Annotated in this window: 11 protein-coding genes; 8 read left to right on the forward strand and 3 right to left on the reverse strand. The window is 65.7% G+C overall.

All coding sequences use genetic code 11. From position 1 onward, the window contains the following. The first annotated feature begins 25 nt into the window (after positions 1 to 25). Together AC1RUR_RS02445 and AC1RUR_RS02450 are read left to right on the forward strand one after the other, a co-directional pair. The gene (locus AC1RUR_RS02445; RefSeq protein WP_492840966.1) at positions 26 to 874 is read left to right on the forward strand and encodes a DUF2147 domain-containing protein; all 849 of its coding nucleotides are present in this window, start codon (positions 26 to 28) and stop codon (positions 872 to 874) included. Positions 875 to 1,219: 345 nt separating this feature from the next. Further along, entirely contained in the window at positions 1,220 to 2,449 is a 1,230-nt protein-coding gene (locus AC1RUR_RS02450; protein ID WP_492840968.1) for an extensin-like domain-containing protein, read from the forward strand. 66 nt (positions 2,450 to 2,515) lie between these two features. Here the strand turns inward: AC1RUR_RS02450 and AC1RUR_RS02455 are convergent, their stop codons facing one another. Together AC1RUR_RS02455 and AC1RUR_RS02460 are read right to left on the reverse strand one after the other, a co-directional pair. Further along, positions 2,516 to 2,857, reverse strand: a complete 342-nt coding sequence (locus AC1RUR_RS02455) for a DUF6665 family protein (protein WP_492840970.1) — start codon at positions 2,855 to 2,857, stop codon at positions 2,516 to 2,518. Positions 2,858 to 2,914: 57 nt separating this feature from the next. Further along, positions 2,915 to 3,550: a TetR/AcrR family transcriptional regulator gene (locus AC1RUR_RS02460; protein WP_492840972.1), complete on the reverse strand. Its 636-nt coding sequence runs from the start codon at positions 3,548 to 3,550 to the stop codon at positions 2,915 to 2,917. Positions 3,551 to 3,745: 195 nt separating this feature from the next. Here AC1RUR_RS02460 and AC1RUR_RS02465 point away from each other — a divergent pair, with 195 nt between their 5' ends. From AC1RUR_RS02465 to AC1RUR_RS02485, 5 genes are all read left to right on the forward strand, one after another. Further along, positions 3,746 to 5,062 carry an HlyD family secretion protein gene (locus AC1RUR_RS02465; protein ID WP_492840974.1) on the forward strand — a complete coding sequence of 439 codons (1,317 nt, stop codon included), beginning with the start codon at positions 3,746 to 3,748 and terminating at the stop codon, positions 5,060 to 5,062. Positions 5,063 to 5,093: 31 nt separating this feature from the next. Continuing rightward, positions 5,094 to 6,677, forward strand: coding sequence for a DHA2 family efflux MFS transporter permease subunit (locus AC1RUR_RS02470; protein WP_492840976.1), 1,584 nt, complete (start codon positions 5,094 to 5,096; stop codon positions 6,675 to 6,677). A 492-nt stretch (positions 6,678 to 7,169) separates the two neighbouring features. Continuing rightward, positions 7,170 to 8,969, forward strand: a complete 1,800-nt coding sequence (locus tag AC1RUR_RS02475) for an ABC transporter ATP-binding protein (protein WP_492840978.1) — start codon at positions 7,170 to 7,172, stop codon at positions 8,967 to 8,969. A 57-nt stretch (positions 8,970 to 9,026) separates the two neighbouring features. Beyond that, on the forward strand, positions 9,027 to 10,433 hold the full coding sequence (locus AC1RUR_RS02480; RefSeq protein WP_492840980.1) for an MATE family efflux transporter: 1,407 nt from the start codon (positions 9,027 to 9,029) through the stop codon (positions 10,431 to 10,433). Between the two features lie 69 nt (positions 10,434 to 10,502). After that, complete coding sequence (locus AC1RUR_RS02485) at positions 10,503 to 11,777, forward strand: O-antigen ligase family protein (RefSeq protein ID WP_492840982.1); 1,275 nt, start codon at positions 10,503 to 10,505, stop codon at positions 11,775 to 11,777. On the opposite strand, the gene AC1RUR_RS02490 is transcribed toward AC1RUR_RS02485, so the two are convergent. Continuing rightward, positions 11,774 to 12,517, reverse strand: coding sequence for a sulfite exporter TauE/SafE family protein (locus tag AC1RUR_RS02490; RefSeq protein ID WP_492840984.1), 744 nt, complete (start codon positions 12,515 to 12,517; stop codon positions 11,774 to 11,776). The genes AC1RUR_RS02485 and AC1RUR_RS02490 overlap by 4 nt on opposite strands. Before the next feature lie 253 nt (positions 12,518 to 12,770). Between AC1RUR_RS02490 and AC1RUR_RS02495 the strand changes: the two genes are divergently transcribed. Next, on the forward strand, positions 12,771 to 13,031 hold the full coding sequence (locus AC1RUR_RS02495; protein ID WP_492840986.1) for a hypothetical protein: 261 nt from the start codon (positions 12,771 to 12,773) through the stop codon (positions 13,029 to 13,031). Position 13,032: the final 1 nt, after the last annotated feature.

Here is a 13,032-nt window from a genome sequence, read left to right on the forward strand (position 1 = left end):
TCGCCACAAAGAGAGGGAGGCGCCGATGACACGGCTTGCGACTTCACTTGGCATATTGACCGCGCTGCTGGCGATTGCGCCTTCAGCCCAGGCCGGTTCCTATTCGTTCTCAGTTGGCGGCCAGAGGTTCCATGTCGAGGCGCCCCGGAATTGCCGATCCGCCTCCTGCGTCTCGATTTCCTCCAATCGCAGCCTTCGGCCGACCGAGGATGTCGCGACGACACCCGTTCCGCCCGTCCCGTCGCCGGTCGTCCAGGCACCGCCGCCGGTCTATCCGGCAACCCCGGCCCGGCCTCCACAAGCGGTTGTGGCCGCGCCGCCCGTCCTCGCTGCGACAACGTCGCAGCCCGTTGTGCCGCCGCCGGCGCAAAAACTCGAGGCACCAAGGATCGAGGCACAGAGCTCCAGTCCGCCACGGGTCGAGCTATCGCGCGTCGATCCGCCGCGCATGGAGCCGCCAGCCGTCGCGCCGAGGCCCGAGATGAATCAGGCTACGATCGCACAGCGCAGTGACGACGAGTGGCCCGGCATGCCGCTTGGGCAGTGGGAAAGCGACGGCGCCAAGGGTCTGGTCCGCATCGAACGCTGCGGCTCCATGCTATGCGGCTATGCGCTGACCGAGGCGTCGAGCAGGGGCGAGAACGTGCTCGTCAACATGAAGCAGAAGTCGCACGACGTCTGGACCGGCAGCATTTACAGCCGCTCCAGTGGCAACACCTATTATGCGACGATGAGGCTGAAGAGCCCCGGCAAGCTCTACGTCGAGGCCTGCGCGCTCGGCCGCTTCTGGTGCTCCGGCAACGACTGGATGCGCGTCGAGGAGCCACAGGAGCAGGTGACCACGACATCGCGGCAACGGAGCGCGCGGTCGTAGCGTTGCATTCGACTTGCCCTCCAGGGGAGGGTGGATGTCCGGTGTGATTGACGGCTGCTAGATCATGCCGAGCACGATGGCGCCGACGAAGGCCATGGCGAGGTACGCGGTGATAACGCTCAGTCTCCCGGCGAACGTCATGCCGTTGCTCCCAAGGATGCTTGCTCCCGCTGTCGTGCGCACCGCACACGACCGTCATGGTTAACAGAAAGTCTCCTTGCGAAAAAGTTAGCCTTGCTGTCGCTCGTCTCCAGGAGCCACCGCACGGCCGCGCCCGGCATGGTTAAGGAAGGCTGAAATCAACACGTTGAAGAGTCTTTAAGTAAATTCACCGAACCTGCGTGCATGACGCGCGGAGTTCGTTTGTATCTCGTCGGCTCCATCGTCCTTGTTTCGCTAGCGGGTTGCGGACGCGGCTTCTTCCAGGCCGAACGTGAACCGTGGCGGGCCGAGGCGGAAGCCGCATGCCTGAAATCCGGCGCGGTCAAGGAAAGTGCGGACATCGTCCGCATCGACCCGATCTCCGGGCCCGGCAGCTGCGGCGCGGAGTTTCCGCTCAAGGTCGCCGCCATCGGCGAGTCCTCGAGCAGCTACGGCTTTGCCGACGAGGAGCTGCGCCCGCCCGGCAGCATCGGCAGCCAGCCGCGCTGGCCGGTGTCGCAGCCACGATCGAATTATCCGCAGGGCCAGGCCTATCCGGCATCTTCCTATCCGGCATCCTCCTATCCGCAACGGCCGAACTATCCCGAGAGCGCGGTGCGCCAGCCGTCCGGTTACGGCGCCTCGTCCGGGCCGATGTCACTGAACGCGCCCGGCGTGGCGCCGCAGGAAGACGAGATCGATCTGCCGCCCGAGGGCACTGATGCGGCCGGAGCGGCGCGCTACATGAATGCGCCGAGCTATCCGGCGCGGCAGCCCGGTCCCGCACCTTATTCGCAGGCGCCCGCGCAGCAGCCGCTGCCGCGCCTTGGTCCCGCACAGGGCAATCCCGTCACCGCCGTCGGCCCCGTCGCGGTAAAGCCGACCGCGACGCTGGCCTGTCCGATCGTGTCCGAGCTCGACCGCTGGCTCGCCGACACCATACAGCCCTCGGCCATGCGCTGGTTTGGCGTGCGCGTCGCCGAGATCAAGCAGATCTCCGCCTATTCCTGCCGTGGCATGAACGGCAACTCGCATGCCCACATCTCCGAGCACGCCTTCGGCAACGCGCTCGACATCGCAGCCTTCGTGCTCGCCGACGGCCGCCGCGTCACGGTGAAGGACGGCTGGCGCGGCATGCCGGAAGAGCAGGGCTTTCTGCGCGACGTGCAGTCGGGCGCCTGCGCGCATTTCACCACGGTGCTGGCGCCAGGCTCGAACGTCTATCACTACGATCACATCCACGTCGATCTGATGCGCCGCGCCAGCCGCCGGCTGATCTGCCAGCCCGCCGCCGTTTCCGGCGAAGAGGTCGCCGGGCGCGCGCAGCAGCGCAACCCCTACGCGGGCAGGCGCGATCCCTATGTCACCGGCTCGCTCGGCACGCGCAAGAGCACGACGCGCAAGCAGGAAGAGGACGAGTACGCCGACGATTGAGCGCCTGGAGGTAAGGGTCCGCGCTGCCTCATGGGCGTCGTCCGGCGACGGCGGAATGTTGGACGACTATTTCGCGGTCGGCTTCGACGGTGCGGGCACCAGCCCCATGCACCGCTGCACCTCGCCCGGGACGTTGTAGGTGCGCATGATATGGCGGCTGTCGCGCAAGCCGGTCGCTTCACGCTGCACCACCAGCATCCAGAGCGCCTGGCCGGCTTCCAGCACCAGCTTGCGCCTGGTCGGTTGCATCGAGGCCGGCGTCCCCGAGGCTTCGCAGGCGGCGTCGAACTCGCGCAAACGCGCAAGGGCCTGTTCGAGTGTGCGGCCCATTCGTCCAAGCGCCGAGGCCTGTTCCTGGACGATCTCATAATGGAGGATATCGACGGGCGGGCGAAGGTCACGAGACATGGCCCAAAAATAACGCCGTGGGCCGGTCTGCGCAACGCGTCGCCGGCCGGCTTGCCGTTACTTCGCCCGGTACGCCGCCAGGAACATCCGCGTCGCGCTGTCGACCACCTCGGTCATGCGCTCTTCCGACGGCGGGGGCGCGGCCTGGAACACGAAGGGCAGGAAGAGCGAGGCCTTGCTCAGCTCCATGAACTGCGAGGCGGCAAGGTCGCAATCGTCGATCCTGAGATCGCCTGAGGCGACATGGATTTTGAGATATTCGGCGAGACGGTTGATGGTCTTGTCCAGCACGCGCGCATAGTAGCGGCGGCCGACATCGGGCATGCGTTCGGCGATCGCCATCACGGTGCGGATCGCCGATCCGCCGCCGGGACGGCAGAGCAGGTGGATGTAGGCCCGGCCGAAATCCTTCAGGGTGGTCTCGGCATCGCGCGCGGGATCGAAATTGAACACGACCTGGCCGTACTGGAGCGCTTCCTGCTCGAGGATGGCTTCGAACAGCGCGCATTTGTCGGCGAAGTAGACATAGAGCGTGCCCTTGGAGACCTGCGCCGCGCGCGCGATCTCGCCCATGCTGGCGCCGTCGAAACCGAGATCCATGAACACCTTACGGGCGCCGTCCAGGATCTGGCGGCGCTTGGAGCTGTCCTCCTCTTGGACGACGTGCAGATGTTCGCGGCCGGCTACAACCATTGGTTCAGGGTCTCGAAAGGTTTCTGGACGAGGTGCCGAACTATGAAACGCAAATAAAGGATTCGGGCCAGTAGGGTCCCGACGCGGGATATTATGTATATTGACCGAACCGTTCGGTCAATGATATTTGGGATCGGCGAGAGGAGCGGGCCGCAGGCGGCCGCCCTTGATCGCGCTTTTTTTGGGGAGGCCTTTATGGCCGTATCGAGAGACCAGGCTGCGCGCGTCCTTCGCCAGGACGCGGTGGAGACGCTTCCGGCCAATGGTGAACCCGCGACCGAGACGCCCGCTGTTCTCGCCGAGCAGCTACGCTCCCACGTCGCTGAGGAAACCAAGCGCCGCAGCGAAGCGCCGGAGAAGCCCGTGACCGACAAGCCGGCCGCACCTGGCTCAGACGCGCCCGCTGCCAGCGGCACGCCGAAATCCGGCAAGCGCAAATTCGTCCTGATGGGCGTCGGTCTGGTGCTGGCGCTCGCGGCCGCGAGCTATGCCGGCTACTACACGCTGGTCGGGCGCTTCTACATCGCCACCGACGACGCCTATGTCCGCGCCAACAACACCATGCTCGGCGCGCGCGTTGCCGGCCACGTCTCCGCGATCCTCGCCGGCGACAACACGACCGTGCGCGCCGGCGACGTCATCTTCCGCATCGACGACGGCGACTACAAGATCGCGGTCGATGCCGCCGCGACCAGGATCGCGACCCAGCAGGCCACCATCGATCGCATCGGCCGCCAGATTGCGGCGCTCGACAGCCAGGTCGCCCAGGCCAAGGCCCAGCTCGTCTCGGCCGAGGCGGGCCTCAAGCGCGCGGACCTCGATTATGAGCGCCAGCAGGCGCTGAGCAGCAAGGGCTTTGCCTCGCGCGCCACCTTCGAGAGCTCGGAAGCCGGACGCGACCAGGGCGCCGCCGCGGTCAAGGCCGCGCAGGCCGCCTATGACGTGGCCGTCAGCAATGTCGACGTCACCAAGGCGCAGCAGGCCGAAGCGAAGGCGCAGCTTGCCGAGCTCAAGACCTCGCTCGCCAAGGCCGAGCGCGATCTCGCCTTCACCGCGGTGCGTGCGCCGGTCAACGGCACGTTCTCGAACCGCCTGGTCAGCGCCGGCGACTTCGTCGCGGTCGGCCAGCGGCTCGGCAACGTCGTGCCGCTCGACGACGTCTATATCGACGCCAATTTCAAGGAAACGCAGCTCAAGCGCATCCGTCCCGGCCAGCCGGTGACGATCAAGGTCGATGCCTATGGGATGCGCAAGTTCTCCGGCGTCGTCGACAGCATTGCGGCGGGTGCGGGCTCGGTGTTCACGCTGCTGCCGCCTGACAACGCCACCGGCAACTTCACCAAGATCGTGCAGCGCGTGCCGGTCCGCATCCGCGTACCGAAGTCGGTGGCGAAGCAGAACCTGCTCCGCGCCGGCATGTCCGTCTATGCGACCGTCGACACCAACAAGGGCGCGGCCGACGCCGACAGCGAGGTCGACCTCGACGATGCCACCATGGTCCATCCGCAATAAACGCGCTCTCTGAGCGCTGCGAGGTCAGACCATGGCGAACGCCACGACTGCTCCACCTGCCATGATGGCGGACCCCGCTTCGGAGCGCATTGCGCCGAAGCGGCTGTTCGCCTTCATCATCATGGTGTTCGGGATGTTCATGTCGATCCTGGACATCCAGATCGTTTCGGCATCCCTCAGCGAAATCCAGGCCGGCCTGTCGGCGAGCTCCAGCGAAGTCTCCTGGGTCCAGACCGCCTATCTGATCGCCGAAGTCATCGCGATCCCGCTGTCGGGCTTCCTGTCGCGCGCCTTCGGCACGCGGCTGCTGTTCGCGATCTCGGCCGCGGGCTTCACCGTGTCGAGCCTGCTCTGCGGCTTCGCCACCACCATCGAGGAGATGATCCTCTGGCGCGCGCTGCAGGGCTTTCTCGGCGCCGGCATGATCCCGACGGTGTTCGCATCGGCCTACACCGTCTTCCCGCGCTCGAAATTCCACATCGTCGGTCCCATCATCGGGCTTGTCGCGACCCTGGCTCCCACCATCGGGCCGACGGTCGGCGGCTATATCACCGACCTGATGTCGTGGAACTGGCTGTTCTTCATCAACGTCGTGCCCGGCATCGCCATCACCTTGGGCGTGCTGGCGCTGGTGGATTTCGACGAGCCGCATTTCGAGCTGCTCGACCGCTTCGACTGGTGGGGCCTGCTCTTCATGGCCGGTTTCCTCGGCACGCTGGAATACGTGCTGGAGGAAGGTCCGCAATATGAATGGATGCAGGACACGTCGGTGGCGATCTGCGCCTGGATCTGCGCGATCTCGGCGATCGCCTTCTTCTGGCGCGTCTTCACGGCGGCCGAGCCGATCGTCAATCTGCGCACCTTCTCCAACCGCAATTTCGCGATCGGCTGCCTCCTGCAGTTCTGCATCGGCATCGGCCTCTACGGCCTGACCTACATCTATCCGCGCTATCTCGCCGAGGTGCGCGGCTACAGCGCGCTGATGATCGGCGAGACCATGTTCGTCTCCGGCATCACCATGTTCCTGGTCGCGCCGCTGGTCGGCCGTCTCATGGTGAAGTTCGACATGCGCTGGATGATCGCGTTCGGCCTCGTCGTGTTCGCGATCGGCTCCTACCAGATGACCTGGATCACGCGCGACTACGATTTCTACGAGCTCCTGGTGCCGCAGATCCTGCGCGGCGTCGGCATGATGTTCGCGATGGTGCCGACCAACAACATCGCGCTCGGCACGCTGGCGCCCGACAGGGTGAAGAACGCGAGCGGCCTGTTCAACCTGATGCGCAATCTCGGCGGCGCGGTCGGGCTCGCCGTCATCAACACCGTGCTCAACGACCGCACCGACCTGCACATCACGCGCCTCCAGGAGCGCGTGACCTGGGGCAATGCCACCGCGACCGAAACCCTGACCATGTTCATGCAGAAGTTTCAGGGGCTCGGCGATTCCACGCTGATGGCGATGAAGCAGCTCTCGCAGCTGGTGCACCGCCAGGCCGTGGTGATGAGCTTCGGCGATGCCTTCTTCATGCTGACGCTGTTCTATCTCGGCCTCAGCCTGCTGGTGACGCTGCTGAAAAAGCCGGCGTCGATGGCCGGCGGCGGCGACGCGCATTGACGCTACACCATCGGTGTCATCGCCCGGCTTGACCGGGCGATCCAGTATTCCAGAGACGTCAGTAGCTTAAAGAGAAGCTGCGGCGTACTGGATGCTCCGGTCAAGCCGGGGCATGACAGCGGAGAGTGGGGGAGCGGCGGTGCACACCACGGCACCCCGCACCAAATTGCAACACTCGTGCGTGATCTCGCGCGGGCCCCGTTGCAAATCACAAACGACACATCTATAAAGCGTACCTCATTCATTCGAACCGGGGAGAGATTTGCATGATTTCGTCGCTTTCGCAGATCGCGCGCCCGTGCTCGATGATGTTCTGGCTCGGTGTGTGCTCGACCTCCTAGAGGTCCTTTCCGCCAGCTTCGATTGGGCCCCAGGTCCCGATCGCTCAACTTCCCAAGTCAAAGCCAGTTTTAGCTGACGCCGTCTCGGCCCTCGCGGCCGGCCTGCGTCCATCGATGGAGCCGGCGCGCGCCAAAGCGGCCGGATGATGCCATGACCGCTCTGTCAAAAAAGCCCGCGGCGATTCGCGTGGTGCTGCCCTTCGTGTTCCGGCACTGGTTGAAGCAGCCGGGCCGCACCCTCGTCGTGGCCGGCGGCCTGCTGGGTGCCACCGTCGCCGACCTGTTCATGCCGGTGTTCTCGGGGCATCTGGTCGACGCCCTGACGCGCGGCCCGTCCGATCCCGCCGCACGCCACGCCGCGCTGGTGGCGCTGGGCGGAATCGTGGCGCTGGGCGCAGCCTCCATGGGGCTGCGGCTGACCGGCCTCCAGTCCATCGTGCCGTTTACGCTGAAGATCATGTCCGAGGTCGCGCAGGAAGCCTTCATGCGCGTGCAGCGCTTCTCGACCGACTGGCACGCCAATTCCTTCGCAGGCTCCACGGTGCGCAAGGTCACCCGCGGCATGTGGGCGCTCGACCTGTTGAACGACACCATCCTGATGGCGCTGGCGCCCTCGCTGCTGGTGCTGGTCGGGTCGATGATCCTGCTCGGGATACATTGGGCCTCGCTCGGCGCCGTGATCGCGCTCGGTGCCGTGCTCTACGTCACGATGACCGTGCTGTTCTCGACGCGCTACATTGCGCCGGCCGCGCGTGTCTCCAATGCCTGGGACACCAAGGTCGGCGGCACGCTGGCGGACGCGCTGACCTGCAATGCGGTGGTGAAGTCCTTCGGCGCGGAAGCGCGCGAGGACGCGCGGCTCGCCCGCGTCATCAACCGCTGGCGCGTGCGCGTGCGGCGGACCTGGCTGCGTTACAACTACACCAACCTGGCCCAGCTCTCGGTGCTGCTGGCCTTGCGTGCCTCCGTGATCGGCGGCTCGGTGCTGCTGTGGATGGCGGGGCATGCGTCGCCGGGCGACGTCACCTATGTGCTGACCAGCTATTACGTCATCCATGCGTATTTGCGCGACGTCGGCATGCACATCAACAACCTCCAGCGCTCGGTCAACGACATGGAGGAGCTGGTGGCGATCCATGACGAGCCGATCGGGATTGCGGATGCCGCCGACGCGCGGCCGATCGCGATCGAGGGCGGCGCGATCGTGTTCGACGACGTCACGTTCCACTATGGCGGCCATCGCGCGCCGCTGTACGACGGCCTGTCGGTCACGATCCGTGCCGGCGAACGGGTCGGCCTGGTCGGCCGCTCCGGCTCCGGCAAGACCACTTTCGTCAAGCTGGTGCAGCGGCTCTACGACGTCACGGGCGGCCGCATCCTGATCGACGGGCAGGATATCGCGAAGGCCACGCAGCAATCGCTGCGCAGCCAGATCGCGATCGTGCAGCAGGAGCCGATCCTGTTCCACCGTACGCTTGCGGAGAACATCGCCTATGGCCGGCCCGGCGCCAGCCTCGAGGCGATCGAGCAGGCGGCGCGGCTTGCGAACGCGCACGACTTCATCCTGCGCCTGCCGAAGGGCTACGGCACGCTGGTCGGTGAGCGCGGCGTGAAGCTGTCGGGCGGCGAGCGGCAGCGCGTGGCGCTGGCGCGCGCCTTCCTGGCGGATGCGCCGGTGCTGATCCTGGACGAGGCGACGTCGAGCCTCGATTCGGAATCGGAGGCACTGATCCAGCAGGCGATGGAGCGGCTGATGAAAGGCCGCACCTCGATCGTGATCGCGCACCGGCTGTCGACGGTGAGGAGCCTCGACCGGATTCTGGTGTTCGACCGCGGCGAGATCGTCGAGCAGGGCACCCACGCCATGCTCGCCGGCAAGCCCGGCGGCGTTTATCGCGGCCTGTTCGAGCGCCAGGTCGTGGAGCTCGGACACGTCGCAGCAGCGGAGTGACAGACGCACGGCTGTGGGACGAACTCCCGCTGTCACGCGGCCCAAGGATGGAATGAGATGAAAGACCTGACAAACGGCTCCATCGTGAGCCACATCCTGGGCATGGCGCCTCCGATCGTGGTCGGAATGATCACGATCATGATCTGCCAGCTCGTCGATCTGTATTTCGTGTCGGGTCTGGGCGAGGCGGCGATCGCCGGCGTCGCAGCGGCCGGCAACGCGGGCTTTCTGGTCAATGCGCTGATGCAGGTGCTCGGCGTCGGCACGGTTGCGCTGATGGCGCACGCCGTGGGGCGGAAGGACCGCGGCGACGCCAATCTGGTCTTCAACCAGTCGGTCGTCCTGTCGGTATTGTTCGGGCTGCTGACATTGGTCGCGGGCTTCGCGCTGTCGCGCCCTTACATGCGCGCGGTTGCAGCCAACGAAGCGACGGTCGAGGCCGGCACCGTTTATCTGCTCTGGTTCATGCCGGCGCTGGCGCTGCAATTCGCCACGCAAGTGATGGCGTCAGCATTGCGGGCGACCGGCATCGTGCGGCCGAGCATGGTGGTGCAGGCGCTGGCCGTGGTCATCAACATCGCGCTGGCGCCGGTCCTGATCACAGGCTGGGGCACCGGACATGCGCTCGGTGTCGCCGGTGCCGGACTTGCCAGCTCGATCGCCGTGTTTATCGGCGTGCTGATGCTGCTCGGGTATTTCCTCAAGCTCGAGCGTTACGTCGCGTTTCATCCTGCGCAATGGCGGCCGCAGCTTCGGCAGTGGAAGCGGATCCTCAACGTCGGCCTGCCGGCGGGCGGCGAGTTCGCGATGGTCTTCATCATCATGGCCGTGGGCTATTACGTGCTGAGCGTTTTCGGCCCGGCGGCGCAGGCCGGATTTGGCATCGGAACGCGTCTCCTTGGCTTGCTCCAGATGCCGGCGCTCGCGATCGCCCTCGCCGCAGGGCCGATCGCCGGCCAGAACTTCGGCGCCGGCAATGGCGCGCGGGTGCGTGAGACCTTCGTCAAGGCAGCGCTTATTGCCACTGCCGTGATGGTCGTTTTCCTGATCACCGCGCAGCTCGCGCCAGGTCTGTTGCTTGCCGGCTTCTCGAATGACCGGGAGACCATGGCGGTCGCGTCGCTCTTTCTGCGGATCGTCTCGCTCAACATGGTGGCGCAGGGGCTGATCTTTACCTGCTCCAGCATGTTCCAGGGGCTCGGCAATACAAAGCCGGTGTTGTTGACCTCGGCGATGCGGGTCCTCACTTATTCCCTGCCGTCGATCTGGCTCTCGACGTGGCCCGGCTTCCGGATGGAGCACGTATGGTATTTGTCGATCGCGACGACGACGCTGCAGGCCGCCCTGAGCGTCTGGTTGCTCCGTCGCGAGTTCAGCAAACGCCTTGCGTTGCCGCTGCAGGAGAAGGTCGTAGGGCCAGCGGTCGTCGAACCGGCCGTGCCACCCGTGCGCGAGCCTGCGTAGCGACGGCTTGTTCGATCCCCACGGCTCCGGCTAATTTGCGGGCGCCGTGGGGAAGGCTGAAGGGGTGCGATGACCGGAGTGACGAACGAGCAACTGCCGGCATCCATGCTCTCGGCGATCTGGGCGGCGCGCTATCGCACGCCGGCCCGCTTCGTCGCGCTGATCGCGCTGCTGCTGCCGTGGACCACGACCGGGCTGACTTTTGCGCTCATCCCCTGGCTGATCGCCTTTGCGTTCGTCGATCTCCGCGAATTCCCCCGTTCGCTGCTCCGCCCGATCTGCCTGCTGCCGATCGCGCTGGTCGTCCTCGCAACTGCGGGCACGCTCTGGTCGGACGCGCCCTGGCCGGAGCGGATCCATGCGATCGGGCCAACGGCAAAGCTGCTGGTGATCCCGCTGCTGATCTACCAATTCGAGCGCTGGCCCTACGGCAATTGGGTCTTCTCGGCGTTCCTGGCGTCCTGCGCGCTGCTGATGTTGTATTCCTTCGTCGTCGCGATCGATCCGAACGTCTCGCTGAAGCTTTACTTGTCGCGCGGGCCTTACAAGGTCGAAAGCGGGATCGCCGTGCGCAACTATATCGACCAGAGCCAGGAATTCGCGCTCTGTGCGCTCGCGCTGGTCTATCCGGTCGTGGCGCTGTTCCGCGCAGGTCGTGTCCGCGTCGCCGTGCTGTTCGCGCTGCTTGCGATCGGCTTTCTCGCCAACATGATGTTCATCGTGGTCTCGCGCACGGCGCTGGTGACGCTGCCGATCCTGGTCGTGGTGTTTGCGCTGCTGCATCTGCGCTGGCGCGCGGCTCTGGTTGCCGCCGGTGCGATGGGGCTGTTGGCGGTGCTGGTGTGGAACGTCTCTCCGCATCTGCGCATGACGGTCGCCAAGTTCAGCGGCGACTACGAGACCAGCATCGTCGGCAACGAGGTCAGTGGCATGGGCTCGCGTGTGGAGTATTGGCGGAAGTCCCTGCGCTTCGTCGCCGATGCGCCGCTGCTCGGTCATGGCTCCGGCTCGATCCGCGGGCTGTTCGCAAGCGTGGCTGGTGATGCGCAGACCGACCCGCTGCGGGGCGAGGTCGTCAGCAACCCGCACAATCAGACCCTCAGCGTTGCCGTGCAGTGGGGCGTCGTCGGCGTCCTGATCCTCTACGCGCTGTGGTTGGCACATCTCCTGATGTTTCGCGGCGCGGGGCTCGCCTGCTGGATCGGACTGCTGGTCGTGGTGCAGAACATGCTGTCCTCGCTGTTCAACACGCATCTGTTCGATTTCACCGCGGGCTGGATCTACGTGCTCGGCGTCGGCGTCGCCGGCGGCATGGCGCTCGCCGCGAGGAGAGAAGAGGGTTAAAGCGCGCCGATGCTGTTCCAGACGAGGGTGGCACCCGACAGGAACAACAGGCCGAGCACGACATCGCCAAAATGCTTGTCGCTCAGCGCGTGATAGACGCGCGCGCCGGCCCATGCGCCGATCAGCGTGCCGGGAAACGCGACAGCTGCGAGCCAGACCACCTTGAACGCAACGAGGCCCGACGCCGTCTGCAGCACCAGCGCGGTGGCGAGCACAGTGAAATTGAACAGTTGGAAGATGCCGCGCCGCTCATGCTTGTTCCAGCCGCGGATGTTGGCCCACAGGATCGGCAGCGGCCCGGACAATCCGGCAAGTCCGCCCAAAATGCCGCCCGCAAAACCGATCGCGCCGTCGGCGATCCGGCCGCCGAACGTGATGGCGAGCGGCCGCTTGTTCAGATAGAGCGCGGTCGAGAAGATCAAGAGCAGCACGCCAACGCTCAGCTTGAACACTTTTGGATCGGCGGAGGCGACCATCATGGTTCCGAGCGGCACGCCGATCAGCCCGCCAATCAGGAACGGCCAGACCAGCGAGAGGTCGAAGCTCTTCCACATCGACGGCAGCGTCGAGGTCTGTGCGATCACCGAGCAGATCAGCACCAGCGGCACCGCAAGCGAGGGCGGCAGCACGTAGAGCCAGATGCCGAGCGCCATCAGCGCCGTGCCGAACCCGGCCAGGCCCGAGACGAAGCCGCCGGCCAATGCACCGAACAGCAGCAGCGCGTAGGTGAGCGTTTCCACCAATCATGTCCTGTCGTTAGCGGCGACGTCGAACGGTCGATCGCCACTTGGCGTCTACCTTGGCGCATAGCACAGATGCGGCCGGAGAGGTCAATTTCAAAACCGCACGCAAGCGTGATCCCCAGGGGCGGGTCAGGGGCGGGCGTTCGCGGAAGACGCGCCTACATGATGGGCGTACTTCAATCCGGGGGCAGCCCTGCGCGATCATGCGCTTCGATTGGCCCGTCCCCGAATGAGATGATGGAGAATGACCATGACTCGCACGAACATTGCCGTCGCGGCCGCGCTGCTGTCGTCGGCGGCGTTGATGCCGACATTGGCGCAGGCGCAATTTTCCGAGCCTGCGGCCTATCAGGCCGCGCATCCCGACCGCGACGTGCTCAATGGCGGCCAGCTCACGCCGGCGGGCAGGGCGGCCCGTGGCGAGACGGCGGCACCGAGCGATGCTTATGCGGCATACCCGTCCGTCGCGACGCCGGCTGTTCGCCCGCGCCATCGCCGTCAGCATCAATAGG

This window comes from Bradyrhizobium sp. GW821-FHT12B03 (assembly GCF_058807535.1).

Excerpts from the sequence above, each read along its gene's own strand:
- AC1RUR_RS02495 (WP_492840986.1), top strand. The coding sequence starts at position 12,771 with ATGACTCGCACGAACATTGCCGTCGCGGCCGCGCTGCTGTCGTCGGCG.
- AC1RUR_RS02470 (WP_492840976.1), top strand. The coding sequence starts at position 5,094 with ATGGCGAACGCCACGACTGCTCCACCTGCCATGATGGCGGACCCCGCT.
- AC1RUR_RS02445 (WP_492840966.1), top strand. The coding sequence starts at position 26 with ATGACACGGCTTGCGACTTCACTTGGCATATTGACCGCGCTGCTGGCG.
- AC1RUR_RS02455 (WP_492840970.1), bottom strand. The coding sequence starts at position 2,857 with ATGTCTCGTGACCTTCGCCCGCCCGTCGATATCCTCCATTATGAGATC.
- AC1RUR_RS02450 (WP_492840968.1), top strand. The coding sequence starts at position 1,220 with ATGACGCGCGGAGTTCGTTTGTATCTCGTCGGCTCCATCGTCCTTGTT.
- AC1RUR_RS02460 (WP_492840972.1), bottom strand. The coding sequence starts at position 3,550 with ATGGTTGTAGCCGGCCGCGAACATCTGCACGTCGTCCAAGAGGAGGAC.
- AC1RUR_RS02475 (WP_492840978.1), top strand. The coding sequence starts at position 7,170 with ATGACCGCTCTGTCAAAAAAGCCCGCGGCGATTCGCGTGGTGCTGCCC.
- AC1RUR_RS02465 (WP_492840974.1), top strand. The coding sequence starts at position 3,746 with ATGGCCGTATCGAGAGACCAGGCTGCGCGCGTCCTTCGCCAGGACGCG.
- AC1RUR_RS02485 (WP_492840982.1), top strand. The coding sequence starts at position 10,503 with ATGACCGGAGTGACGAACGAGCAACTGCCGGCATCCATGCTCTCGGCG.
- AC1RUR_RS02480 (WP_492840980.1), top strand. The coding sequence starts at position 9,027 with ATGAAAGACCTGACAAACGGCTCCATCGTGAGCCACATCCTGGGCATG.